Here is a 24,698-nt window from a genome sequence, read left to right on the forward strand (position 1 = left end):
ATCTTACCGACAAGCAAAAAAGCCACGCGAAAGCGTGGCTTTTTTGCTTGCATGTCTTACGCCAGATCCGCCAGGATGTCCGGCCAGAGAGCCTGCTCCTGGTGCATGACGGCAAATGCGCAGTCAAGAAACATCTTGTTGACGGCGGCGATGATGGTGCTGCGGAGCAGCAGCTTCTCCTCTCCGGCGTCCGCGGCCAGATCCCGGATGGTGTGGGTCAGGCCGAACACATAGGGCAGGCAGTTTTCCACTTCCTCGCAGAAATAGTCGTAGGCCTGCGCGGCAGAGTAGTGCTGGCGCTGCATTTTGAAGAGGGTGTCGATGTTTTCCATCGAGAGCACCGTTTTGGAGACGACGATGTAGATCAGGCCGGCCAGCTGCTCACGGGTGTATTTTTTCTTGATGGGGTGGCCGATGATCCCTTTCTTGACGTAGTTGCTCACCATGGAAGCCGTGAGCTCCACCCCTGGAAATGCACGAAAATACCCGTTGACGTACTGGACGGTCTGGTCGAGATACAGCCCGACGGAAGGCAGTTCTGCGTACCGCGGCAGGGCAAAATCCACGGCGCAGGCCGCTATGCGGCGGTTGGATTCATTGTTCATGCGGATAGTATAGCGTATTTTTCCGACAGGGTCAACCGTCTTATGAAAACTTTTTGAAGATTTATCGGAAACGGTTGACAGGTTTTTGAAAAACTGATATCATAGCTTCGACAACATGAAAAATGCGGCGGATTTTGCCGCTGGAATGGAGATACTGCTTATGAAGACCCGGATCGTTGTGGATTCTGCCGCAAGCCTGTATGCACTGGATGGCGTGGATTTTGCCTGTGTGCCCCTGAAGATCATCACCGATCACGAGGAATACCACGATGACGGCACGCTGGATGCGGTGGGCATGGCCACGACCTTGCGCACCTATAAAGGAAAGACCTCGACTTCCTGCCCCAACGTTGGCGACTGGCTGGCCGCTTACGAGGGAGCCGATGAGGTGTACGCCATCACCATCACCGGTACGCTGTCGGGCAGCTGCAATGCGGCCCAGCTGGCGGCGGAGGAATACCAGCAGGAGAACCCCGGCAAGCGGGTCTTTGTGCTGGACAGTCTGTCCACCGGCCCGGAGCAGGTCCTGCTGGCCGAGCATCTGCGGGATGAGCTGGCTGCCGGCAAGGAGTTTGACGCTGTCTGTGAAGAGATGCTGCGCTACCATAAGCACACCCATCTGCTCTTCTCGCTGGAATCGCTGGCCAACCTGGCCCGCAATGGCCGCGTGAAGCCCGCTGTGGCGGCAGTGGCGCGGATGCTGGGCATCCGGGTCATCGGTCAGGCCAGTGAGGCCGGTGAGCTGGACGTGATCTGCAAAACGCGCGGCGAGCATGGCGCATTGGAGCGCATCGTGCTGGAGCTCAAGGAGCACGGCTACACCAACGGTAAGGTGAACATCTCCCACTGCGGCAACCCTGCCGCTGCCGAGCGCCTGAAGCACATGATCGAGGCCGTCTTTGAGGGGGCCAGAGTCGTGGTGACGGAGTGCGGCGGCCTGTGCAGCTACTACGCTGAGCTGGGCGGCCTTCTGATCGGATACGAGGACGGAGAGGCTTGAAAAATCACCCGGACCGCGCTATACTAACTCCATCTTAAAGGGCCGCGCAGCGGCGGGGGAGGTACAGCGTGTTCAGACTGCCGATCGTTAAATTTTTCAGCCGCATCCTCAACCGTGCCACCATCACCATCGTGCTGGTGGCATTGCAGGTGCTGTGGCTGCTCTGGGCGTTCTGGGCCTTTACGGCGGGCCGGGTCTGGCTGAACGGCATGCTCAAGGCGCTGAGCATCGTCATCGTGCTCTACCTCGTCCGGAAGGATGAGAACAGCGCCTATAAGATCGGCTGGATCGTCCTCATCGGCCTGCTGCCGCTGCTGGGCGGGGCGCTGTATCTGGCCTTTGGCAACAAGGCTCCGGCCAAGGGGCTCCGCACCCGGATGCGGAAGGTGGAGCAGGTCCACACGGCCGATCTTGCGCCCCGGCCGGACCAGACCGACACGCTGGACCGCGTGGAGAAAAACCTGAGCCATTACGTGGAGACCTACGGCCCCTACCCGGCGTGGAAGCACACCGCCGCTCACTATTTCTCCTGCGGCGAGGCCATGTACCCCAGGCTTCTGGAAGACCTGGAACGGGCGGAAAAATTTATCTTTCTTGAATTCTTCATTGTAAAGTCGGGCACGATGTGGGACGGCATCGAGGCCATCCTCAAGCGGAAAGCCGCCGAGGGCGTGGACGTGCGGCTGATCTACGATGATTTCGGCAGTCTGCTGGGCCTGCCCAGCGACTTCGTCATCCGGATGGAGCGCAGCCATATCCGCTGCATCCCGTTCAACCCTGTGGTGCCGCTGGTGTCGCTGGTGATGAACCACCGCGACCACCGGAAGATCGTGGTCATCGACGGCAATGTGGCCTACACCGGCGGCGTGAACCTCGCGGACGAATATATCAACGCCGAGCAGCGCTTCGGCTACTGGAAGGACGCCGCCATCCGGCTGGAAGGGGCGGCGGTCTGGAATTTTACCGTCATCTTCCTCAACTGCTGGAACGCCTTCCGCCCGCAGGAGACGGACTACGCACCCTTTGCGCCGACCCGCCTGCCGGAAAGTTCGGACGGCGTCGTTCAGCCCTACACCGACAGCCCGCTGGACGAAGAGCCGCTGGCCGAGACGGTCTACCTGAACATCCTGGCCCAGGCGCAGCGGTATGTGTATCTCTACACGCCCTACCTCGCCGTGGGTGAGGAGATGCTCGACGCCCTGAAGACCGCCGCCAAACGCGGCGTGGATGTCCGGCTGGTCCTGCCGGGCATCCCGGATAAGAAGCTGGTGTTCCGGCTGAGCCGGTCCTACTATGTGCCGCTCCTCCGGGCGGGCGTCCGCATCTACGAGTACACCCCCGGCTTCCTCCATGCGAAATGCTACGTCAGTGACGACCATCTGGCCGTGGTGGGCAGCATCAACATGGATTACCGCAGTTTGTTTTTGCACTTTGAGTGCGGGGCGCTGCTTTACAGCAACAGTCAGGTCATCGCCCTGCGGGAGGATGTGCTGGCCACTCTGCCGCAGTGCCGGGAGGTGCAGCTTTCCGACTGCCGGACTTCTCTGCCGGGCACCCTGCTGGACAGCGTCCTGCGGCTGCTGAGCCCGCTGCTGTAAAATCCTCTCCGTCAACGCCTGATGGCGTTGACCGCTCCCCCAAAGGGGGAGCCCTTGGCATGTCGGGAACGCTTTACGAGCTGCATGGGCTCAATTGATCGCAAGACAGTGGGCCTTGCTGCCAGAACCAGCAGATGCGAACCTCTGTCGCGGAGCCCGGACGCTTCCGAAATCGTAGACTTTGTTCATCCAGTATTTTCAAAACCGTTCTGCCAATGGCTCTCCCTTCGGGAGAGCTGGCGAGCGAAGCGAGACGGAGAGGGGAAACCCTCTGACGAATAAGAAGGACCCTGCCGGATATACTACTTCCAAACCCATCGGGAAAGGGAGCGTATCTATGAGAAAAAGCAAGGCTCTTTGGGGCTGTGCGCTGGCAGCAGCCCTGCTGTTGGCTGCCTGCGGAAAACCGAACGCCGGGTCGTCCGGCTCTGGAAGCATGAGCGGGAGCGGCGCGGCCTCGCAGACGACCGCCGCCTGGAAGACCGGTCTCGGTGTCGTCGTGGAAACGGAAGACGAAGACCGCACCGGGAGCATCCGGCTGGCGGCTGCGGCAGTGCTGCTGGACGGCGACGGTAAGATCGCAGACGTGGAGCTGGATGAGATGGAAACGACTATCGGGGCCGACGGCACCGGCGCGGTGCACCTGCCCACGGATTACCGGACCAAGCGGCAGAAAGGGACGGACTACCCGCTGGCAGAGGCCTCTTCGCTGAAAAAAGGCTGGGCGGAACAGGCGGATGCCTTCGCGGACTATCTGACCGGCAGGACGCCGGAGCAGGTGTCCCTGCTGAAGCTGGACAATGATGGCAAGCCCACAGATGCTGACCTGCTGGCTGGCTGTACCATCGCGGTGGACCGTTACCGCGACGCGGTGGTCAAGGCCTGTTCCAATGCCAGGGGGCTGGGCGCGGCCAAAGGCGACCGGGTGTCGCTGGGCGTGGAGGCGGTGAATGGCTCTTCGGATGTGACTGCCACCGATGACCGGGACGTCAACGCGGAAATCGACATCAGCCTTGTGGCCCTGACGCTGGACGCCGAGGGCCGTGTGACCAGCGCCGTGGCAGACATGGCCGAACCGGCCCTGACGGTGGCGTCCGATGGCGGCATCACTGCGCCGGACAAGGTGGAGACCAAGTTGGAACAGGGCGACCGCTACGGGATGCGGGGCGCTTCCTCCTTAAATAAGGAGTGGTACGAGCACAGCGAGGGCTTTTGCGGCTACCTCAAAGGAAAGACCCGTGCGGAGGTTGCCGCCATCCCGGCAGACGGCTCGGACGCTGACCTGATGGCGCTGTGCACCATCTCGGTGACCGACCTCCAAAAGGCTGCGCTGGACGCGATGCGAACCAAATAATGCTGCAAAGCACTTCACAAGAGCTTTTTCCGGAAGGGAAAGGCTCTTTTTGTTTGCGCGATTCGCACAGAAAGCACACCGGAAAGAGAACGCATTCCGGCATTGTGCGAAAAATCGGCCTTCCCCCTTGCAAAATCGTGCCAAATGCGGTATCCTAGATGCACAGTTTAGTTCTTTATCACGGTAAAGTGATAAAACGAGGGCGTTAGAGGAGGACTTTGGGATGAGAATGAAACGATTCCTTTCGATGTTTGTGGCGGGTGCGATGGCACTCAGTCTGGCAGCCTGCGGCGGGGCCGCATCCACGTCTACGGCTGCTTCGGCTTCCGGCTCTGCGGCAGGCTCTGCTGCATCCGCTTCGGCTGACAGCGACCTGGCCTATATCCAGGGCAAGGGCAAGATGGTCATTGGCTACACGGTGTATGCACCGATGAACTACACCGATGACGAGGGCAACTTCACCGGCTTTGATACCGAACTGGCCACCGCCGTCTGCGAGAAGCTGGGCGTGGAGCCGGAGTTCGTGGAGATCAACTGGGACACCAAGGTGGTCGAGCTGGACGCCAAGAGCATCGATTGCATCTGGAACGGCCTGACCCTGACCGATGAGATCAAGGAGAACACCGCCACCACCAAGCCCTACGCCAAGAACGCACAGGTCGTGGTCGTGAAGGACGGCACGGAGTACACCTCTACGACGGACCTCGTGGGCAAGACTGTGGTCGCAGAAGCCGGTTCCGCCGGTGAATCGGCCATTGCAGACGATGCAAGCCTGTCGCAGGCCGATTACATCTCCAAGAGCGTCCAGACCGACTGCCTGATGGAAGTGGCCGCCGGTACCGCAGATGCCGCTGTGCTGGACCTGACCCTGGCCAACGCGATGATCGGTGAGGGCACCGACTACGCAGACCTGAAGATCGTCGATGAGCTGAACGCCGAGGAGTACGGTGTGGCCTTCCGCAAGGGCAGCGATGCCGCAGCGGCCGTCGATGAAGCGTTTGATGCGCTGAAGGCCGACGGCACCCTGAGCGCCCTGGCCGAAAAGTACGAGTTGGCGCTGGCCGACTGATCGTAGACCGCAATGCAGAAAGCCGCTCCGTTCCGGGGCGGTTTCCTGCTGGAAGTACAAAAAATTGATGGGTGTGTTTTTGTGTCTGTGATTCTTGGGCGCCTATCCGGCGCATTCCTCCTCAACTGTGAGTTGTTTGCCCTGACGCTGCTGTTCGCGCTGCCGCTGGGCCTTGTGGTGTCGTTTGGCTCCATGAGCCGCTGCAAGCCGCTGAGCGCCGCAGTCAAGACCTTCGTCTGGATCATCCGCGGCACCCCGCTGATGCTGCAGATCATCGTCATCTACCTTGGCCCCGGTCTGCTGGGGATGAGCAACCCCTGGCCCTCCGGCTCCGGCGGGCGGATGGTGGCAGCTGTGGTGGCGTTTGCCATCAACTATGCCTGCTACTTCTCGGAGATCTACCGCGGCGGCATCGAGGCAGTGCCCAAAGGCCAGACCGAGGCCGGGGAGGTGCTGGGCATGACGAAGACGCAGATCTTCTTCAAAGTCACGCTGCTGCAGGTCATCAAGCGCATCCTGCCCCCGATGGGCAACGAGATCATCACGCTGGTCAAGGATACCTCGCTGGCGAATACCATCGCCAACAAGGAGATCATCATGATGGCCAAGGAATACAGCGCAAAGGGCCTGATCTGGCCGCTGTTCTCCACGGCCATCTTCTTCCTGGTCTTCGTCGGTGTGCTGACCGTTCTGTTCAACTGGCTTGAGAAAAAGCTCGATTATTTCCGCTGCTAAGGGAGGGGTTCAATTATGGCATTGCTCGAAGCCTCCGGCATCGGGAAAAATTTCGGGGACACCCACGTCCTCAAGGACATTTCGCTCACTCTGGAGCAGGGCGAGGCGCTGGCCATCATCGGTTCGTCGGGTTCCGGCAAGACGACCCTGCTGCGCTGCCTGAATTTTCTGGAACGGCCGGACACCGGCGTCATCAAGGTGAACGGCGAGACCATGTGGGACGCCGCCGACCCCGCCACCCAGCGGGAGAGCGAAGTGCGCAAGAAGCGGCTCCACTTTGGTCTGGTGTTCCAGAACTTCAACCTTTTCCCGCAGTACACCGCGCTGCAGAACATCATGCTGGCGGGTGAGCTGCTGGCCAAAGAACGCCCGGACTACAAGGCCCGCAAAAAGGCCATCCACGCTGAGCTGGAGCAGCAGGCAAAGGAGCTTCTGGCCCAGATGGGTCTGTCGGAGCGGGCCGGACACTATCCGCACCAGCTGTCCGGCGGCCAGCAGCAGCGCGTGGCCATTGCCCGTGCGCTGGCCCTGCACCCGGACATCCTCTGCTTCGATGAGCCGACTTCGGCCCTCGACCCGGAGCTGACCGGCGAAGTGCTGCGCGTCCTGCGCGACCTTGCCGACCGCAAGACGACCATGATCATCGTCACCCACGAGATGCACTTTGCCCGCGACGTGGCAGACCGCATCCTCTTCATGGATGGCGGCGTGGTCGTGGAGGAAGGCCCCGCCAAAGAGCTCATCGACCACCCCCAGGAGGAGCGCACAAAGCAGTTCCTCGCCCACTATTCTGAATGACCACATCTGCCCCCGGAGAGGTTGCCTTTCCGGGGGCGGTTTTGCTATAATAGATTCGAACAGGAAGGAGGGAGTTCCGGTATGACGACAAAACGAGAACAGGCTATGCGCAATGCGGTGGCGTCTGCGCGGATGGAGGGGCTTCCGGTCTCCAAACAGACGGAGCGCGATTGTGTGCGCTATCTGGAAGGACGAATCGATACGGCGACCCTTGTGCAGGAGATCCTGAACCGGCAGCGTGGGCAGGACCGGGAGGTGAAGCATGGGATATACCATGCGTGTGTTTCTGGCCCAGCTGGCGCAGAACGCAGGCTATCGGCTGGATTTTTCCTGTGTGGATGCCGATGAGCTGATGATCGCAACGATATACGCCGCACAGGGTATCGACCTGCCGCTGAAAGATGTGCTGGACAAGATCATAAAAGAATGACCACATCTGCCCCCGGAGAGGTTGCCTTTCCGGGGGCGGTTTTGCGCAGGTGCGCGGATTCTACTGCTGGTCGGTTGCGGGTCTGCGGAATTTCTGCTACACTGGAGCCAACAAGACCGGACAGGGGAGGACGACACGATGGAGCAGAACTTCGAACTAAACAAGCAGGCGTTCGGGGCGTTCCTGGCGCAGCTGCGGCGGGAAAAGGGCTGGACGGAGAAGGACTTGGCCGAGAAGCTGTATGTCTCGGACAAGGCAGTCAGTAAATGGGAGCGGGGCCTGAGTGTGCCGGACGTTTCGCTGCTGCTGCCGCTGGCCGAACTGCTGGGCGTCTCAGTGACAGAATTGTTGGAGGGGCGGCGGCTGGAAGAAGCGGCCATCCCGGCCAGCGAGGTGGAAGTGCTGGTGAAAAAGGCACTGACCCTCCCGACGGAACCGGCAGAGGTCCGGAAAGGGCGGGTGAAGAAATATCTGCCGGTGTATCTCGCCTGCAATGTGCTGGGCGCGGTAGAAGCACTGATGGTCTGGAATCTGGGGTGGATGGAAGAGAAGATGCAAATGCTCCTGTGGATGAGCTGCGGTTTTGGATTCCTTTTCGGGGCGTACTTTTTCTTTACAGAGGAAGTGCTTCCGGGTTACTATGATGAAAACCGTATCAACTACGTTACACAAGGAATTTTCCGAATGAATATTCCGGGGGTCTATTTTAACAACCGGAATTGGCCGGTCATTTTAAGATGGGGACGTATTTGGACGGTCGTGACGGCGGTGGCAATGCCGTTATTGCTTGCGCTTGGCACATGGGCAGGGAAGATGGTTGGAAAAGAACTTTGCCTGATGATCTGGTTGGTATATTTGGTGAGCATGGCATTTGCAATCATCGTTCCGGCACGGAAGTATGAATTTGGTGCACCGAAGAAAAATTGAGCGAAGGGGGAGCGGAAACGCTCCCTCTTTTGCACTCCATGCAGGGAAACCGCCCGGACGACCGTTTTATGGAGTGAAAGGATGTGGAACTCGATGAAACGGAAGCGTTCTGTGCGGAACCGCCGGGCACGGCGGTGTCTGTTTTTGATCTTGCTGGCTCTGCTGGCGCTGTTGCTGATATGGCCCCGGACGGTCCATCTGGAGGGGCTGGTCAGCCCGTATGCCATTCTGGTGGATGCCGACAGCGGGGAGGCAGTGGCAGAAAAAGAGGCGGATGTGAGCATCTACCCGGCCTCGATGACCAAAGTGATGACGGCCCTTCTGGCCCTTGAGGCAAACCCAGACCTGGAACAGCCGGTGACGCTGCCGGAGGACATCTTCCCGGAATTGCGGGCCGAGGGCGCATCGATGGCGGGGTTTCGGCCCGGGGAGACGGCCACCGTGCGGGACCTGTTATACGGTGCGCTCCTGCCCTCCGGCGCGGAGTGCTGCGAGGCGCTGGCGCGGGAAGTGAGCGGTTCGGAGGAAGCCTTTGTGGAGTTGATGAACCAAAAGGCGTCAGAGCTGGCGATGCGTTCCACCCACTTCTGCAACCCCACCGGCCTGCACGACCCGGAGCATGTCTCCACCGTGCGGGATATGGCCCGGCTGCTGCGGGCTGCGATGCAGAATGAGACTTTCCGTGCCATCCTGAGCGCCGGGCGCTATGCCGTCCCGGCGACGGACCTGCATCCGGAGGGCTTTACAATGACGAGCACTTTCTGGGCAGAGCTGGGCGATGTCTCCCTGCGGAGGGGGCAGTTCCTGGGCGGCAAAACCGGCTACACCAGCGCGGCGGGGCTTTGTCTGGCCAGTGCCGCACAGGTGAAGGGGAAACGGTACATTCTCGTCACGGCGGGTGCGAAGGGGAACCACGGCACCGAGCCTTACCATATCGAAGATGCTGTCCGGGTCTACCGCCAGCTGACTCGCTGAGATATGAGCAGAATCACCAGTTTTTACGAGGAATCTTTGTTGAAGCTTATCAAAAGGAGACTCTTGAAAAATTACCGCAATCTGATATAATCACATTCGTGAAAACCACAACGTCCTGCCCCTTTTCCGGCAGGGCGTTTTTGTCGAAAAAAAATCGGTTTTGTTGCTTTTGACGACCCCCAAAGGAGGGCACTGACATGACAAAAGATATGACACAGGGCAGCCCGCTCAAGCTGATCCTCGCCTTTGCGGTCCCGCTGATGCTGGGCAGTCTGTTTCAGCAGTTCTACAATCTGGCCGATACCATCATCGTGGGCCGGTTCGTCGGTGTGGAAGCGCTGGCGGCGGTCGGCAGCGTGGGCGGCCTGAACTATCTGGTGCTGGGCTTCGTCAACGGCATCGCCTGCGGCTTCTCCATCCCCATTTCGTGGACGTTCGGCGCAAAGGACTACCGTGAGATGCGCCGTTACACCGCCAACGCCGTCTGGCTGTCGATCTTCTTTGCGGCGGTGCTCACCGTGGTCACGGTGGCCATGACCCGCTCCATCCTGGTCTGGACCAACACCCCGGACAACATCATCGACCTGGCGGATGTCTACATCCGCACCATTTTTGTGGGCATTCCGTTCACCCTGTTGTACAATATGACCAGCGCCCTGATGCGCGCTCTGGGCGATAGCAAGCGCCCGCTCTACTTCCTGCTGGTGGCGAGCTTCCTGAACATCGGGCTGGACCTGCTTTGCATCATCGTGTTCCGGATGGGTGCCTTCGGTGCGGCGTTCGCCACCGTGTTCAGCCAGGCCGTGGCCGGTCTGGGCAGTCTGCTCTATATCCTCAAACATTACGGGGAGCTGCGCTGGTCCAGAGAAGAGGGGCAACTCAGCAGGACGCACTGCGCCAAGCTCTGCAGCATGGGCATCCCCATGGGCCTGCAGTGCAGCATCACGGCCATCGGCAGCGTCGTGCTGCAGGGTGCCGTCAATGGTCTGGGCAGCGACATCGTGGCAGCACAGACAGCCGGCGGCAAGGCAGCGCAGTTCCTCTCCGTCCCGCTGGAGAGCATCGGCACGGCCATGACCACCTACGCCAGCCAGAACATGGGCGCACACGACCTGAACCGCGTGAACAGGGGCGTCAATACCGCGCTGGGCATCGGCGTGGTGTACAGCATCGTGTCCTTCCTCATCCTGCGCGTGGCGGATAAGCCCCTCATCGGACTCTTCTTGGAGAGCGACCAGACCGAGATCATGGCCAACGCCCAGAGCTTCATTTTCTGGAACAGCGTCTTCTACATCCCGCTGGCGGTCCTCATCATCTACCGCTATACCATCCAGGGGCTGGGCTATTCCAGCCTGGCCATGTTCGCCGGTGTAGCCGAGATGGTCGCCCGTGCGCTGGTGGGCTTCCTGTTCGTGCCGCTGTGGGGGTACTTTGCCGCCTGCATCGCCAACCCCGTGGCCTGGTTCTTTGCCTGCTTCTTCCTCATCCCGGCCTACATCGTGGTGTACCGCCGCCTGAAAAAGGAAAAGCTGGTGCCTCACGCAAACCTGTAAGAATCAAAAGAAGCGTTTTGCGATGACTGCATTGCAAAACGCTTCTTTTTATATTATACTGATTATAATTATGCCACAGAAAGGGCGGTGGAGCCGATGGAGCAGGAACTGGAACAGATCGAGGGTACGGTCGAAGACATCATCTACGAAAATACGGACAACGGCTACACCGTCTTTGAAATCTCCGGCGGCGGCGTCCTCACGGTGGTGTGCGGCGTGGTGGGGGAGCTGCATGCAGGCGAGAGCGTCGTCTGCCGCGGCAAGTATGAAAACCACGCCACCTATGGCCGCCAGTTCCACGCGCAGGAGTGCGAGACCGACATGCCCAAGGATCTGGAAGCCGTCTACGCCTTCCTCGCCAGCGGCTCGCTGCCCTACATCGGGGCCCGCACGGCCACGAAGATCCTCGACAAGTTCGGGGCACAGGCACTGGAGATCATTGCGAATGACCCGGCCCAGCTGACCACCATCTCCGGCATCTCGGCGGACAAAGCCGACCGCATCCAGCAGGAGTTCAAGCGGATGTTCGGGATGCGGGAGCTCATCGCCTATCTGGCGCAGTTTGAGATCAGCCCCCGCCGCGCGATGGAGGTGTTCCGGGTGTTCGGCCCCAGCGCCATGAACGCCATCTCCTCCAACCCCTATCTGCTCTGCGGTGAGCCGCTGCAGCTGGATTTCCGCCACGCCGACAGCATCGCCCAGTATTATCACATGGAAGGGGACTGCACCCAGCGGCTGGAAGCCGCCCTTCTGCGCACCCTGCGCCACAATGCGGGCAACGGCCACACCTGCCTGCCCCGTGCGCAGCTGCTGGAAACGGCCTCCAATTTCATCCACCAGCCGCCGGAAAAGCTGGCCAAAGCACTGGACCAGTGCATCGAAACGGACGAACTCAGCGTCCGGATGTTTGAGGGAACACCCTACATCTACCTGCCCGACCTGCTGGCCGCCGAACAGGACATCGCCGACCGGCTGGCCCTGCTGGCCAAGCGGGAGAAGCAGACCGTCCGCGACCTGGACAAGAACATCCAGGTGTTGGAGCTGACCCAGGGCTTTGCCTATGCACCGCTGCAAAAAGAGGCCATCCGCAAGGCGATGACCGAGAACTGCCTCGTCCTCACCGGCGGCCCCGGCACCGGCAAGACCACCACCGTGAACGCCATCCTGCAATTGCTGGAACATCAGGCCGAGCGGGTGGCCCTCTGCGCCCCCACGGGCCGCGCGGCCAAGCGGCTGAGCGAGCTGACCGGCCGGAAGGCCTCCACCATCCACCGCCTGCTCGAAGTGGACTACACCGGCGGCGTGGTCAGCTTCATCCACAACGACAAGAACCTGCTCAAGTGCGATGTCGTCATCCTCGACGAGATGAGCATGGTGGACGTCAAGCTGTTTCAGGCCCTTATCGCGGCGCTGCGGTACAGCTGCCGCATCCTGATGGTGGGCGATGCCGACCAGCTGCCCAGCGTCGGCCCCGGCAACATCCTGGGCGAGGTCATCCGCTCTGAGCGGGTGCCCACCGTCTGCCTGAACGAGATCTTCCGGCAGGCCAAGCGGAGCCTCATCGTGGAGAACGCCCACCACATCATTTCCAGTGAGCCGCTGCAAAAAGGCGGCAAGACCGACGACTTTTTCTTTCTGGAATCGGACGGCGACGCGGCCCAGAAGCTGGTCTGCGACCTTGTCACGACCCGCCTGCCCCGGAGCTACGGCTTCGACCCCGTCCGGGATATCCAGGTGCTCTGCCCGACCAAGCTCGGCCCCACCGGCACCCAGGCGCTGAACGTGGAGCTGCAGAACCTGCTCAACCCGGAGCAGAAGGGCAAACCCCAGCTGCAGAGCGCGGCCCGCGTCTTCCGGGTGGGAGACAAGGTGATGCAGGTGCGCAACAATTACGAGATCGTCTGGCAGCGGGTCGGCGGGGAACAGGGCGTGGGTGCCTACAACGGCGACATCGGCATCGTGGAGTCCATCAACATGCGGGAGCGCTCGATGGTGGTCCGGATGGACGACCGGCGGCTGCTCTACCCGGCGGAGAACCTCAACGAACTGGAGATCGCCTACGCCATCACGGTGCACAAGAGCCAGGGCAGCGAGTTCCCGGCGGTGATCCTGCCGGTGGCGCAGGTGCCGCCCCGGCTGTGCTACCGGAACCTGTTCTACACCGGCGTCACCCGCGCACGGAAGCTCTGCATCGTGACCGGGCGGCGGGATGTCGTGAACCGGATGATGGGCAATGTGCGCCAGAACCTGCGGTACAGCGGCCTGTGCACCCTGCTGCAGCAGGCCCTGCCCGCTGAACAGCAGAAACTTGAGGAATGACGCAGGAAACCGCTGCGTTGTGCAAGAACGCGGGTGTACTTTTCCGAGCGGTTATGTTATACTATAATGTGTTTGATTACCCGGCCGGGGAGCCCGGCATTCAGATAGGAACAGGGAAAGCAGAGAAAGGATCTTCGTATTATGGCACAGAATGATATCGGTATCGACCTTGGTACCACGACCATCATCATCGCGCAGGAGGGCACCGGCGTGGTGCTCAATCAGCCCAGCGTGGTGGCGGTGGATACCCGCAAGAACTCGGTGCTGGAGGTCGGCGACAAGGCGCTGGCCATGGTGGGCCGCACCCCGAACTATATTTCCGCGATCTTCCCCCTGAAGGACGGCGTCATCAGCGACCACACCATGACCCGCGAGCTCATCTGCCGGTTCGTCAATCAGGTGTACAGCTCCCACATGGTCAAGCCCCGCGTGGCGGTCTGTGTGCCTGCGGCCATCACCGGCATCGAGAGCGATGCCGTGGTCGAGGCGGTCATGGCAGCCGGTGCGCGTCAGGTCTACCTCATTGATGAGCCCATCGCCGCAGCCCTCGGCTCCGGCATCGACATCACCCAGCCCGACGGCCGGATGATCATCGACATCGGCGGCGGCACCACGGACATCGCGGTGCTGAGCCTGGGCGGCAAGGTCAAGGCCACCAGTGTCCGCGTGGCGGGCAACCACTACGATGACGAGATTCTGAAGCATGTGCGCAACAAGTTCAGCATCGCCATCGGTCAGCGTACCGCCGAACAGCTGAAAAAGAACGTGGCCTGCTGCCCCCAGAAGGCCGATTTCAACGAGACGATGGAGGTCAAGGGCCGCAGCCTGCTGACCGGCCTGCCCATCCGGGTGAACGTCTCCACCAGCGACCTGTACGAGCCGGTCATGATGCTGAGCGAGCAGATCGGCACGGCGGCCCATCAGGTGCTGGAAAAGACCCCGCCGGAGCTGGCCGGCGACATCTTCCGCAACGGCGTGGTGCTGACGGGCGGCGGTGCCCAGCTGCACGGCCTGCCGGAGTACCTGAGCCAGGAACTCAAGGTCAACGTGGAGGTCTCGCCCGACCCCGTGAACTGTGTGGCGCTGGGCACGGCCATGAGCCTGAGCGTGCGCGACCGGCTGGAGACCGGCTTTACGGACGCGACTCCCCGCATCGGCCGCCGCTGAGCGAAAAGACGTACTTCACGGTTTTGAAAAAATTGCGATATTTTTTGTTCATCGTTGTTGAATCGGGTCGGAAAATATTGTATAATATTTTCAAATCGGTTTTTGCGGGCGGAGCCATGCGCTTTGGCCGCAGAAGAATAAATGACTAGGAGGAAGAACATGAATCTGGGTTCTGATGTGGTTATCACCATTACCGGTATCGTATTGGTGTTTGCCATCCTTGTCCTGCTGATGGCGATCATCACGCTGGAGGGCAAGATCTTCGACGGCATGAATGTCAGGAAGGCAGCAGCAAAGGCTGCACCCAAGGCTCCCGTTGCAAAGCCGGCCGCACCTGTTCAGCAGGCTGCTGCTCCTGCTCCTGTGGTGGAAGAGGGCATCCCCGGCGATGTGGTAGCTGCGATCATGGCAGCGATCCACGCAATGGGCAACGGAAAGTACACCCTCAAGGCCGTGCGCCGCAGCAAGAATGGCTGGGGCAAGGCCGGTGTCAACGACACCACCGCACCTTTTTAACACAGGAGGAAGAACATGACACAGTTTATCAGCACTCTGGTCGGTATTTTCCAAAGCTCTGGCTTTGCCCGCTTCGGTGAGCCGGGCGGCTACCTGTACGCAATCATGATTTGCGTCGGCTGCTTCTTGCTGTACCTGGCCATTGTGAAGGAATATGAGCCCCTGATCCTGCTGCCCATGGCGTTCGGCATGATCCTTGCCAACCTGCCCGGCAGCGGCATCATCCACATGCAGTATTTCGTCGGCGATGGTCTGGAGCACCCGATGTGGGTCGAGATCCTGAACAACGGCGGTCTGGCCGATATGCTCTACATGGGCGTCAAGCTGGGCATCTACCCGCCGCTGATCTTCCTGGGCATCGGCACCATGACCGACTTTGCACCCCTGATCTCCAACCCCAAGAGCCTGCTGCTGGGCGCTGCAGCCCAGTTCGGCATCTTCGGCACCTACATGGGTGCCCGCCTGCTGGCAGCCACCGGCCTGGTGGACTTCACCCAGAAGCAGTCTGCTGCCGTCGCCATCATCGGCGGTGCAGACGGCCCGACCGCGATCTTCGTCACCTCCCGTCTGGCACCGGAGCTGCTGGGCAGCATCGCCGTGGCAGCATACAGCTACATGGCGCTGGTGCCTGTCATCCAGCCGCCCATCATGAAGGCTCTGACCACCAAGAAAGAGCGTACCGTCGTGATGAAGCAGCTGCGCACCGTGACCAAGACCGAGAAGATCGTCTTCCCCATCATAGTCACCATCATCGTCTCCCTGATCGTTCCGGATGCCGCCGTTCTGGTCGGTATGCTGATGCTGGGCAACCTGATGAAGGAGTCCGGTGTCGTGGATCGTATCCAGAAGACCGCCGGCAATGAGCTGATGAACATCATCACCATCTTCCTGGCGCTGTCCGTTGGCTGCACCACCTCTGCCAACACCTTCCTGAACACCCGCACCCTGTTCATCATCGTGCTGGGTCTGATCGCATTCTCCTTCGGCACCGCAGCCGGTGTTCTGTGCGGCAAGGTCATGTATGCACTGACCGGCGGCCAGGTCAACCCCCTGATCGGTTCCGCAGGTGTTTCCGCTGTTCCGATGGCGGCCCGCGTTTCTCAGAAGGTCGGCCAGAGCGAGAACCCCTCCAACTTCCTGCTGATGCACGCCATGGGCCCCAACGTCGCTGGCGTGATCGGTTCCGCCGTTGCTGCTGGTATTCTGATCAACATCTTCGGCTAAGCCCTGTTTTGGCAAATTGAGGATCCCAAACCGTCCATCTGTCGGCACTGTGCCGCAGATGGGCGGTTTTTTATGCGGTAAACTCTGTGCAATAGGGATGAAATGTGATATACTATACCTTAGTGATTCATGGAAAATAGCTTAAAGAACAGGTGAAACAATGGCAATTGATCTCAGGCAGGAATTTTGCGCGCTGCGCGATACCTACATTGAAAAACAGTTCGGCCGCCTGAACGCGATGCAGCGGGAGGCTGTGTTTACCACCAACGGCCCGCTGCTGATCCTGGCAGGCGCCGGAAGCGGCAAGACGACCGTGCTGGTCAACCGCATCGCGAACCTCATCCGCTTTGGTGCGGCGCACGGCTCCCAGTGGGTGCCCCGCGAAGTGACCGAGGACGACGTCAAGGCGCTGCGGATGGCGATCATGACGAACACCGATGCCCCTTCCTGGCTGGACGGGATGCTCCGCAAGGATGCGGTGCGCAGCTGGAACGTGATGGCGATCACCTTTACGAACAAGGCGGCAGGGGAGCTGAAGGAGCGCCTGCGGAACATGCTGGGCGGCGAAGAGGGCGACGAGGTGTTCGCCTCCACCTTCCACTCGGCCTGTGTGCGCATCCTGCGCCGCTGGGCGGAGGAGATCGGCTACCCCCGCAGCTTTACTATCTATGACACCGACGACGCCCAGCGCGTGATGAAGAGCGTATACAAAGAGCTGAGCATCGACGACAAATTCTTCCCGGTCAAGAGTGCCATCAACCAGATGAGCCGCTGGAAGGACCAGCTCGTCAGCCCCGAAGAGGCCCTGCGCACCCCGGCGCGGGATACGAAAGGAGCGCTGGCGGCCAAGGTCTATGCGGCCTACGAAAAGAAGCTGAAGGACGCCGGTGCGTTCGATTTCGATGACCTCATCTACCAGACCGTTCAGCTGCTGGCCGGGCACAAGGAGGTGCGGCAGTTCTACCAGAACAAATACCGCTATCTGCTCGTGGACGAATACCAGGACACCAGCGTGGCACAGTTCCGCCTGGTCAGCCTGCTCACCGGGCCGGAGAAGAACATCTGCGTCGTCGGCGACGATGACCAGAGCATCTACCGGTTCCGCGGTGCTACCATCGAGAACATCCTCAACTTCGAGCGCATCTATCCCGGCACAAAGACCATTCGTCTGGAGCAGAACTACCGCTCGACCTCCAATATCCTGAACGCCGCCAACTGCGTCATCCAGCACAACACCGAGCGCAAGGGCAAGACCCTCTGGACGAAGAACTGTGAGGGCGACAAGGTGCAGGTCTACACGGCGGAAAACGAGCAGGATGAGGCCATGCACATCGCGGATGTCATCGGCCAGCACCTCAAAGAGGGCGGGCATCTGGCAGACCACGCGGTGCTTTACCGAATGAACGCGCAGTCGGCCCCCATCGAAAGCTACTTTACCCGCGCCGGCATCCCGCATAAGATCGTGGGCGGCCAGCGCTTCAACGACCGCAAAGAGGTCAAGGACATCCACTCCTATATGTCCATCGTGGCCAATGCCCGCGACGACGTCCGCCTGCGCCGCATCATCAACGAACCGGCGCGGAAAATCGGCAACACGACCATCGAGGTCATCGCAGACCTTGCCGCGCAGGAGAACACGAGTATGCTGGAGATCATCAGCCACGCCGACCAGTACGCGCGGCTGGCCCGCTCCATCATGCCGATCCTGAAATTCTGGCAGATCTACGAGAAATTGCAGGAGTCGCTGGAAACACGGACGCTGGATGAGTTCGCGTCTGACGTCATTGAGCTGAGCGGGTACAAGGCCATGCTCGAACAGGAGATCGCCAAGGGCCACGAGGACGCCGCCGACCGGCTGCAGAACTTGGGCCAGCTGGTCAACAACGTGAAAAACTACTGTGACCAGCACGGCGAGGAGGCTACGCTGGAAGGCTACCTCGAAGACATCGCCCTCATCAGCGACATCGACAGCTACAACGAGAGCAGCGACCAGGTGGTCCTGATGACCATTCACTCGGCCAAGGGGTTGGAATTTCCGTATGTGTTCCTCATCGGCATGGAGGAGGGCGTCTTCCCCAGCGAGATGAGCAAATACTCCGAGGCAGACCTCGAAGAGGAACGCCGCCTGGCCTATGTCGGCATCACCCGCGCCAAAAAGGATCTTTACATCTCCAACAGCGTGACTCGGATGCTCTATGGCCGCACCCAGCGCAACGAGCCAAGCCGCTTTTTGCGCGAGATCGAGCCGGAGTACATCGAGGAGACCCGCAGCCCGGCGCTGGAGCGCCGCTCTCAGCTGGGCGGCTGGGGTTCGGCTTACAGCGATACCGTGCCGGGCGGCGCGTCGGGCTACTCCGGTGCCTCCGGCTGGGGCCGCAGCCGTTCCGGTTTCGGTTCCGGTTCCGGCAGCCGCTCCGGCTACCTGAATGCCGAATACAACGGCGGCAGCCGGGGCTTTGGGTCTGACTATGCCGGGCGGGGCGCGTCCGGGTCGGCCAGCACGGACAGCCGCAGCCGTTCGGGCGGTTTTGGCTCCGGTTATGGCCGCGCCGCAGCCCCCAAGGCTCCGGCGAAACCGGTGCAGTTCACCGGGGCACCGGCGGCAAAGCCTGCCGCCAGCACCCCGAAACACTACGAGCCGGGGGATATCGTGGAGCATAAAGTGTTTGGCCGCGGCAAGGTGCTCAAGGTCAAGCCTGCCGCAGGCGACCAGATCGTAGAGATCAACTTTGAAAAGGTCGGCGTGAAGAAGACCATGGCGAACTTTGCGCCGCTGACAAAAATAACGGAGGAATGACAGATGATGACAGTCCGATTGATCGCGCATACGCCGGAACCGGAAAAGGTGGTGGCTGCGGCGGCGAAGCTCTGCTATTCCGACGCCCACATCACCGACCTGCTGGACGGCCTGACCGAGGAGAAGACGGCCAGCTTCCTGACCATGCTCAGCGACCTTGGCCACGCCAGCCCCATAGAACATGCCAGCTTCACCTTTGGCATCGAGGGCGTCAGCCGCACCCTGCTGGCCCAGATCACCCGCCACCGCATCGCATCGTTCAGTGTGCAGAGCCAGCGCTATGTCCGGCTGGACGACTTTCGTTATGTCATCCCGCCGGAGATCGAGGCCATCCCCGAAGCAAAGGAAGCCTTCATCGCCAGCATGAACGAGGATGCGGCGCGCTATCTTGACCTCGTGAAGAAGCTGGAGGAGGGCCACACTGCCCGCCTGATGGCGGAGGGAATGCCCGAAAAACAGGCCCGCGCCAAGGCTTCCAAGCAGGCCAATGAGGACGCCCGCTTCGTGCTGCCCAATGCCTGCGAGACCAAGATGGTCGTCACCATGAACGCCCGCAGCCTGCAAAACTTCTTCCATCTGCGGTGCTGCAGCCGCGCCCAGTGGGAGATCCGGGCGCTGGCCGAAGAGATGCTGCGGCTGGTCTACCCGGTGGCACCCCATCTCTTCCGCACGGCTGGCCCGGCGTGTGTCTCTGGCCCCTGCCCGGAGGGCAGGATGTGCTGCGGCAAGACCGCCGAGGTGCGGGCGCAGTATGCCGCTTTGAAGGGGGAACCCGTATGAGCCACGGAAAACTCATCGTGCTGGAAGGGCTGGACGGCAGCGGCAAGGCCACCCAGGCCAAGCGTCTGGCCGCAGCACTGGCCGCCGAGGGCAGGCTGGTGCGGGAGATCACCTTCCCGAATTATGCCAGCGATTCGAGCGCACTGGTCCGGATGTATCTGGCCGGACAGTTCGGCGCGAGACCCGACGACGTGAACGCATACGCAGCATCGAGCTTTTATGCGGTAGACCGCTATGCGGGCTACAAAGCCGACTGGGGGAGATTCTACGAAGAGGGCGGCATCCTCATCGCAGACCGGTACACCACCTCCAATGCGGTGCACCAGTGCTCGAAGCTGCCGCCGGAAGAATGGGAGCAGTTTCTGCACTGGCTGTTCGATTACGAGTTCCATCTGCTGGGTCTGCCCGCACCGGACTGCGTGATCTATTTACAGGTGGACCCTGCCGTGAGCCAGAAGCTGATGACCCAGCGCTACCACGGCGACGAGAGCAAAAAGGACGTCCACGAAAAGGATGTGGAGTATCTGGCCCGCAGCCGCAGAGCGGCTGAGTTCTGCGCCGCTCACCTGGGCTGGCAGACCGTGCCCTGCACCTGCGGGGACGGGATGCGCAGCATTGAAGAGATCGGGCAGGAGGTCCGCCGGCGGGTGGACGCGGCCCTTGCGGAATAACGCACAATCGACCTGTGCCGGGCAGGCGCAGGGATACCCATGCGTAGGAGGTAGGTGTTTTTATGTACCGTTTGATGCAGCCGTCCGACCGGGCGGAGATCCTGGCGCTGTGGCAGCGCGAACATGGGGAGGACGAAACGTTCCTCGCCAACGCCATCGAGCGCTTTGCCGGGGAGCAGAATGTCTATGTAGCGGAGGAAAATGACCACATCGAAGCCGTGGCCATGGCGGTGCCGGTCTCGCTGCAGGGGCGGCCCGGCTGCTGCCTGTACGGCCTGACCGGGCAGGGCAGCCTGATCCTGGCGGGCCTGGTAGACCACCTGTGCACCCAGCAGAAACTGAAAGGGGCCGGGTTCGTGGTCGTTGTGCCCAGCGGGAACGAGCAGGCGGCGCTATTGCAGGATAAGGGCTTCCAGTGGGCCTTCCCGCTGCGGTGTCTGCCCCGCGAGGTAGACCGCAACCTGTGGAGCCAGGCCGAGTTCGACACCGTCACGGCCAAAAAGCTCTGTGAGCTGCGGGCGAGATTTTGGCCTGACACCGTGCAGCTGCCGCCGGAACAGATGGCCGTGGTGCTGGGGGATCTGTACTCCCGCGGGGCCACCATCGTCTCGAACGACAACGGCTACGGAATATATTTCCGCAAGGAGGACACCCTTTATTTTGTGGAGATGATGGCCACCGGCGACCGCGCCGCGGAGATTTTGATGGAAGCGGCCCGCGAAAAAGAGGTCATTGTGGAAAAGGCCGTCATCACCGTGGGTGCCGCGCAGAACCTCTTCCTTGGCGAGGGCACCCGGCAGGATTATGGAATGATCCGCTTTGAGGGCGAAGCCTTTGATGTGAGCGAGAGCTATATGCGGCTGATGTTGGACTGAAAGGAACATGCAGATGGCAAGTAACCATACGAGACCCCGCAAAAAAGGCGGTGCGCTGAAGATCCTGCTCGTGCTGCTGGTGCTCGTGCTGGCGGCGGCGGGCGGCGCATTCCTGCTGGCAAAGCGCGAGATCGACGGCGGCACCCGGCAGGACGCCGTGACTGTGGAGATCGCGCAGGGCAGCGGTGTGAGCACCATTGCCCGGCAGCTGAAAGAAGCGGGCGTCATCCGGTTTCCGCAGCTGTTCCGCTGGTACGTCGGCCGCAAAGACGCGGCGGCGAAGCTCCAGTATGGCGAATTTTCGCTGGAACCCGGCAGCTCCTACGATGCGCTCATCGAGGCGCTTTCTGAATATGCCAAAGCGGAGAGCGTCCGCCTGACCTTCCCGGAGGGCACGACGGCCATTGCCATCGCGCAGAAGATGGAACAGGCCGGGCTGTGTACCGCAAAGGAGTTTCTCGAAGAGGCCAACACCGGCGATTTCAGCGAATACACGTTCTGGCAGTATGTCCCCGATGACACGGAGGCCCCGGACCGTTTCCTGAAATGTGAGGGCTATCTCTTCCCGGATACCTACGAATTCCTTGCGGATGATACGGTACACAACTACGTTGCAACGTTCTATTCGCATTTTGACCAGCAGTTCACCGACGCGATGTATAAGGAGCTGGACCAGCAGGGCCTGAGCCTTTCGGAGGTCATCACGCTGGCATCCTTCGTGCAGGAGGAGGCCGGCAACGACCAGGACAACAATGTGGCCCAGGTGTTCCGCAACCGTCTGGCAGAAGGCTCGCCCTACCCCAAGCTGCAAAGCAACACGTCCAGCTATGTCCAGAGCGATGCAGACAACAACTATCTCTGGAACTGGGTGGCCCCCTGGTACGGCGGCTGGGAGAAGATCCCCGAAAACATCCGCAATGCCTACGACACCTATACTTGCACTGGCCTGCCCGCCGGGCCGATCTCGAACCCCGGTCTGGCCGCCATCCGGGCTGCGCTGGCCCCCCAGCCCGATGCGGAAGTCAAGGACTGCTATTTCTTTGTGACCGACCTCAGCGGCCAGTATTACTACGCCCGCACCTATGCGGAGCATCAGACCAACTGCCAGAAGGCAGCGGATGTGAACCGCTCGCTTGCGGCAAAAAAATGAGAGCGAAGCCCTTGTGCTGACGGAAAACGCAATGGTTGACCGGTTTGCCAGGGGCTCTCCCTTTGGGAGAGGGTAAGCTCGTTTAGGAGAATGATTATGTTACAGATCCCGGAACTTCTGTCCCCCGCGGGCGATTTGGAGCGCCTGCGCTACGCCATCAACTATGGTGCAGATGCCGTCTATTGCAGCCTGCCTGAATTTGGGATGCGCTCAGCCCCGGCCAACTTCACGCCGGAACAGCTGACCGAGGGCGTCATCTACGCCCATGCCCGCGGCCGCAAGGTCTACCTGACCATGAACACCCTGCCCACCAACGAAGAGGCCGACCGTCTGCCGGACGCCATCCGGAGTGCGGCCGCAGCGGGCGTGGATGCCTTCATCGTGGCAGACCTGGGTGTGCTGGAAGCCTGCAAGCAGTTCGCGCCGGACATTGATGTCCACATGTCCACCCAGACCGGCATCACCAACTGGGCCGCTGCCCGTGCGGCCTACAACCTGGGCGCCAAGCGGGTGGTGCTGGCCCGTGAGCTGACGTTGCAGGACATTGCCACCATCCGGGATAAGACCCCGCCGGAACTGGAGATCGAGGCCTTTGTCCACGGTGCCATGTGCATGAGCGTGTCGGGCCGGTGCCTGCTGTCCAACTATCTGACGGGCCGCGACTCCAACCGGGGCCAGTGCGCCCAGCCCTGCCGCTGGAAATACTACCTGAGCGAGGAGACCCGCCCCGGCCAGCTGTATGAGATCGGCGAGAACGAGGACGGGAGCTATATCCTGAACGCCAACGATATGTGCACGGCACCGTTTCTGGACCTCATCTGCAAGGCGGGCGTGGACAGCCTGAAGATCGAGGGCCGCGCCAAGACGTTCTACTACGTTGCCAGCGTGACGGCCGCCTACCGCCGCGCACTGGACCAGTATCTGGCCGACCCGATGAATGACAACTTTGAGCTGCCGGACGAGGTACTGGCCGAGCTGCCCCGCCCCAGCCACCGCCACTATTCGCCGGGCTTCTACTTTGGCCGCGAGCAGGCCAAGCAGGCCACCGACAGTGCCACCTACATCCGCGAGTGGGAGTTCGTGGGCACTGTGGACAGCTGGGAGAACGGCATCGCCAGCTGCCAGCAGCGGGGCAAGTGGAGCCTGGGCGACACGCTGGAAGTGCTCTGCCCGGACGGCCGCAGCATCCCGCTGCACCCGGAGTGGATCCGGAACGAGGCGGGGGAGAAGGTGGAGTCCACGCCCCATGCGATGGAAAAATACACCATCCCCACCCCGGAACTGCCCCCCATGAGCCTGCTGCGGCGCAAGGTCTGAGATTTCCGTTCCATACAGCAAAAAAAATCCCGCCATTTGGCGGGATTTTTTTTCGTCAGAGCGTATCCAGAACGCCGCGCGCCTTCCGGATGGTCTCTTCGCTCGTCTGCCACAGCTCGAACTCGGAGAAGCCGGGCAGGCCCATGGGGACGCCTTCCCGGCGGAAGGTCATCCGGCTGTCCAGCACCTGCTTGCCGGAAAGGTGGAAGCTGTGCGCACCGGTCTGTTTGGCCAGTGCAGGGAGGTTGGCCGGGGAGACGCCTGCGCCCACCAAAATCTCGATGCGCCCGGCGGCGCAGTCCACAAGCTGCCGGAGCAGGGGTGCCCCTGCGGGGGCGCTGGCGGCCTGGCCGCTGGTCAGGATGGTGGAAAGCCCCAGAGCACAGGCCGTGTCCAGCGCCGCGAAGGGGTCGCGGCAGACGTCAAAGGCGCGGTGGAGGGTGAGTGCAGCGGGGCGGCCCGCTTTGGCGGCGGCTTCGCGGGCGGCCTCGTAGATGGGGCGCAGGGCCTCTGCATCCAGCGCACCGTCCGGGGTCAGCACACCGGTGACGATGCCGTCTGCCCCGGCAGCGACGAGTGCGGCGGCAGATTCTTTCATTTGCGCCAGCTCCCAGCGGTCGTAGCAGAAATCACCGAAGCGGGGGCGGAGCAGGGCGCGGACGGGCAGGCCGGTGGTCTCCTTGACCTGCCGCACCAGCGCAAGGCTGGGGGTGGTGCCGCCCACGATGAGGTCGGCGCAGAGCTCCAGCCGGTCGGCCCCGCCGCGCTGGGCCGCAAGGGCACTGGCGGTGCTGTCAACACAAACTTCTAATGTATAGGGCATGAAAAACCTCCTTTG

General features: G+C 61.3%; 22 protein-coding genes and 1 pseudogene. 21 read left to right on the plus strand and 2 right to left on the minus strand.

Features of this window, described 5'->3' with window-relative positions; all coding sequences use genetic code 11:
- Positions 1 to 56: 56 nt before the first annotated feature.
- Positions 57 to 605 carry a DUF1836 domain-containing protein gene (locus J3350_RS09305; protein WP_097793335.1) on the minus strand — a complete coding sequence of 183 codons (549 nt, stop codon included), beginning with the start codon at positions 603 to 605 and terminating at the stop codon, positions 57 to 59.
- Between the two features lie 160 nt (positions 606 to 765).
- On the opposite strand from J3350_RS09305, the gene J3350_RS09310 reads away from it, so the two are divergent.
- From J3350_RS09310 to J3350_RS09405, 21 genes and pseudogenes are all read left to right on the plus strand, one after another.
- Positions 766 to 1,605: a DegV family protein gene (locus tag J3350_RS09310; protein WP_097793336.1), complete on the plus strand. Its 840-nt coding sequence runs from the start codon at positions 766 to 768 to the stop codon at positions 1,603 to 1,605.
- 68 nt (positions 1,606 to 1,673) lie between these two features.
- A complete protein-coding gene (gene cls / locus J3350_RS09315) occupies positions 1,674 to 3,203 on the plus strand; it encodes a cardiolipin synthase (protein ID WP_207686423.1) in 1,530 nt (509 codons plus the stop codon).
- A 337-nt stretch (positions 3,204 to 3,540) separates the two neighbouring features.
- Complete coding sequence (locus J3350_RS09320) at positions 3,541 to 4,557, plus strand: hypothetical protein (RefSeq protein WP_207686424.1); 1,017 nt, start codon at positions 3,541 to 3,543, stop codon at positions 4,555 to 4,557.
- A gap of 229 nt (positions 4,558 to 4,786) precedes the next feature.
- Entirely contained in the window at positions 4,787 to 5,626 is an 840-nt protein-coding gene (locus J3350_RS09325; RefSeq protein WP_207686471.1) for a transporter substrate-binding domain-containing protein, read from the plus strand.
- A gap of 87 nt (positions 5,627 to 5,713) precedes the next feature.
- Complete coding sequence (locus J3350_RS09330) at positions 5,714 to 6,361, plus strand: amino acid ABC transporter permease (protein ID WP_187116962.1); 648 nt, start codon at positions 5,714 to 5,716, stop codon at positions 6,359 to 6,361.
- Between the two features lie 15 nt (positions 6,362 to 6,376).
- On the plus strand, positions 6,377 to 7,159 hold the full coding sequence (locus J3350_RS09335) for an amino acid ABC transporter ATP-binding protein (RefSeq protein WP_207686425.1): 783 nt from the start codon (positions 6,377 to 6,379) through the stop codon (positions 7,157 to 7,159).
- A gap of 105 nt (positions 7,160 to 7,264) precedes the next feature.
- Positions 7,265 to 7,381: pseudogene (locus J3350_RS14165) on the plus strand (hypothetical protein); the annotation flags it as partial.
- Between the two features lie 40 nt (positions 7,382 to 7,421).
- Entirely contained in the window at positions 7,422 to 7,589 is a 168-nt protein-coding gene (locus J3350_RS13985; RefSeq protein ID WP_242700225.1) for a hypothetical protein, read from the plus strand.
- A 138-nt stretch (positions 7,590 to 7,727) separates the two neighbouring features.
- Entirely contained in the window at positions 7,728 to 8,516 is a 789-nt protein-coding gene (locus J3350_RS09345; protein ID WP_207686427.1) for a helix-turn-helix domain-containing protein, read from the plus strand.
- Between the two features lie 93 nt (positions 8,517 to 8,609).
- Complete coding sequence (locus tag J3350_RS09350) at positions 8,610 to 9,491, plus strand: D-alanyl-D-alanine carboxypeptidase family protein (protein WP_207686428.1); 882 nt, start codon at positions 8,610 to 8,612, stop codon at positions 9,489 to 9,491.
- 197 nt (positions 9,492 to 9,688) lie between these two features.
- Positions 9,689 to 11,044, plus strand: coding sequence for an MATE family efflux transporter (locus tag J3350_RS09355; RefSeq protein WP_097793343.1), 1,356 nt, complete (start codon positions 9,689 to 9,691; stop codon positions 11,042 to 11,044).
- A gap of 96 nt (positions 11,045 to 11,140) precedes the next feature.
- The gene (locus J3350_RS09360; RefSeq protein ID WP_118552564.1) at positions 11,141 to 13,363 is read left to right on the plus strand and encodes an ATP-dependent RecD-like DNA helicase; all 2,223 of its coding nucleotides are present in this window, start codon (positions 11,141 to 11,143) and stop codon (positions 13,361 to 13,363) included.
- Positions 13,364 to 13,504: 141 nt separating this feature from the next.
- Positions 13,505 to 14,530 (plus strand): rod shape-determining protein, encoded by a 1,026-nt coding sequence (locus J3350_RS09365; protein ID WP_097793345.1) that lies wholly within the window; start codon positions 13,505 to 13,507, stop codon positions 14,528 to 14,530.
- A gap of 159 nt (positions 14,531 to 14,689) precedes the next feature.
- Positions 14,690 to 15,046 carry an OadG family protein gene (locus J3350_RS09370; protein WP_207686429.1) on the plus strand — a complete coding sequence of 119 codons (357 nt, stop codon included), beginning with the start codon at positions 14,690 to 14,692 and terminating at the stop codon, positions 15,044 to 15,046.
- A 15-nt stretch (positions 15,047 to 15,061) separates the two neighbouring features.
- Positions 15,062 to 16,270: a sodium ion-translocating decarboxylase subunit beta gene (locus J3350_RS09375; RefSeq protein ID WP_207686430.1), complete on the plus strand. Its 1,209-nt coding sequence runs from the start codon at positions 15,062 to 15,064 to the stop codon at positions 16,268 to 16,270.
- A gap of 160 nt (positions 16,271 to 16,430) precedes the next feature.
- Positions 16,431 to 19,067: an ATP-dependent helicase gene (locus tag J3350_RS09380; RefSeq protein WP_207686431.1), complete on the plus strand. Its 2,637-nt coding sequence runs from the start codon at positions 16,431 to 16,433 to the stop codon at positions 19,065 to 19,067.
- Positions 19,068 to 19,070: 3 nt separating this feature from the next.
- Positions 19,071 to 19,847: an FAD-dependent thymidylate synthase gene (gene thyX / locus J3350_RS09385; RefSeq protein ID WP_207686432.1), complete on the plus strand. Its 777-nt coding sequence runs from the start codon at positions 19,071 to 19,073 to the stop codon at positions 19,845 to 19,847.
- The gene (locus tag J3350_RS09390) at positions 19,844 to 20,518 is read left to right on the plus strand and encodes a deoxynucleoside kinase (RefSeq protein ID WP_118552560.1); all 675 of its coding nucleotides are present in this window, start codon (positions 19,844 to 19,846) and stop codon (positions 20,516 to 20,518) included. Before thyX ends, J3350_RS09390 begins: the two co-directional genes overlap by 4 nt.
- A 62-nt stretch (positions 20,519 to 20,580) precedes the next feature.
- Positions 20,581 to 21,393, plus strand: a complete 813-nt coding sequence (locus J3350_RS09395; protein ID WP_097793351.1) for a hypothetical protein — start codon at positions 20,581 to 20,583, stop codon at positions 21,391 to 21,393.
- A gap of 13 nt (positions 21,394 to 21,406) precedes the next feature.
- Positions 21,407 to 22,543: an endolytic transglycosylase MltG gene (gene mltG / locus J3350_RS09400; RefSeq protein WP_207686433.1), complete on the plus strand. Its 1,137-nt coding sequence runs from the start codon at positions 21,407 to 21,409 to the stop codon at positions 22,541 to 22,543.
- Between the two features lie 96 nt (positions 22,544 to 22,639).
- Complete coding sequence (locus J3350_RS09405; protein WP_207686434.1) at positions 22,640 to 23,860, plus strand: U32 family peptidase; 1,221 nt, start codon at positions 22,640 to 22,642, stop codon at positions 23,858 to 23,860.
- A 55-nt stretch (positions 23,861 to 23,915) separates the two neighbouring features.
- Here the strand turns inward: J3350_RS09405 and J3350_RS09410 are convergent, their stop codons facing one another.
- Positions 23,916 to 24,683: a copper homeostasis protein CutC gene (locus J3350_RS09410; protein WP_207686435.1), complete on the minus strand. Its 768-nt coding sequence runs from the start codon at positions 24,681 to 24,683 to the stop codon at positions 23,916 to 23,918.
- Positions 24,684 to 24,698: the final 15 nt, after the last annotated feature.

It is taken from the genome of Faecalibacterium sp. Marseille-Q3530 (assembly GCF_017377625.1).
In the GTDB taxonomy this organism is placed as follows: domain Bacteria; phylum Bacillota; class Clostridia; order Oscillospirales; family Ruminococcaceae; genus Faecalibacterium; species Faecalibacterium prausnitzii_E.

Bases quoted from the DNA above. Each gene is read 5' to 3' on its own strand.
- J3350_RS09305 (WP_097793335.1), bottom strand. From the start codon at position 605: ATGAACAATGAATCCAACCGCCGCATAGCGGCCTGCGCCGTGGATTTT.
- J3350_RS09310 (WP_097793336.1), top strand. From the start codon at position 766: ATGAAGACCCGGATCGTTGTGGATTCTGCCGCAAGCCTGTATGCACTG.
- J3350_RS09320 (WP_207686424.1), top strand. From the start codon at position 3,541: ATGAGAAAAAGCAAGGCTCTTTGGGGCTGTGCGCTGGCAGCAGCCCTG.
- J3350_RS09325 (WP_207686471.1), top strand. From the start codon at position 4,787: ATGAAACGATTCCTTTCGATGTTTGTGGCGGGTGCGATGGCACTCAGT.
- J3350_RS09335 (WP_207686425.1), top strand. From the start codon at position 6,377: ATGGCATTGCTCGAAGCCTCCGGCATCGGGAAAAATTTCGGGGACACC.
- J3350_RS13985 (WP_242700225.1), top strand. From the start codon at position 7,422: ATGGGATATACCATGCGTGTGTTTCTGGCCCAGCTGGCGCAGAACGCA.
- J3350_RS09345 (WP_207686427.1), top strand. From the start codon at position 7,728: ATGGAGCAGAACTTCGAACTAAACAAGCAGGCGTTCGGGGCGTTCCTG.
- J3350_RS09350 (WP_207686428.1), top strand. From the start codon at position 8,610: ATGAAACGGAAGCGTTCTGTGCGGAACCGCCGGGCACGGCGGTGTCTG.
- J3350_RS09355 (WP_097793343.1), top strand. From the start codon at position 9,689: ATGACAAAAGATATGACACAGGGCAGCCCGCTCAAGCTGATCCTCGCC.
- J3350_RS09360 (WP_118552564.1), top strand. From the start codon at position 11,141: ATGGAGCAGGAACTGGAACAGATCGAGGGTACGGTCGAAGACATCATC.
- J3350_RS09365 (WP_097793345.1), top strand. From the start codon at position 13,505: ATGGCACAGAATGATATCGGTATCGACCTTGGTACCACGACCATCATC.
- J3350_RS09370 (WP_207686429.1), top strand. From the start codon at position 14,690: ATGAATCTGGGTTCTGATGTGGTTATCACCATTACCGGTATCGTATTG.
- J3350_RS09375 (WP_207686430.1), top strand. From the start codon at position 15,062: ATGACACAGTTTATCAGCACTCTGGTCGGTATTTTCCAAAGCTCTGGC.
- J3350_RS09380 (WP_207686431.1), top strand. From the start codon at position 16,431: ATGGCAATTGATCTCAGGCAGGAATTTTGCGCGCTGCGCGATACCTAC.
- thyX (WP_207686432.1), top strand. From the start codon at position 19,071: ATGATGACAGTCCGATTGATCGCGCATACGCCGGAACCGGAAAAGGTG.
- J3350_RS09390 (WP_118552560.1), top strand. From the start codon at position 19,844: ATGAGCCACGGAAAACTCATCGTGCTGGAAGGGCTGGACGGCAGCGGC.
- J3350_RS09395 (WP_097793351.1), top strand. From the start codon at position 20,581: ATGTACCGTTTGATGCAGCCGTCCGACCGGGCGGAGATCCTGGCGCTG.
- mltG (WP_207686433.1), top strand. From the start codon at position 21,407: ATGGCAAGTAACCATACGAGACCCCGCAAAAAAGGCGGTGCGCTGAAG.
- J3350_RS09405 (WP_207686434.1), top strand. From the start codon at position 22,640: ATGTTACAGATCCCGGAACTTCTGTCCCCCGCGGGCGATTTGGAGCGC.
- J3350_RS09410 (WP_207686435.1), bottom strand. From the start codon at position 24,683: ATGCCCTATACATTAGAAGTTTGTGTTGACAGCACCGCCAGTGCCCTT.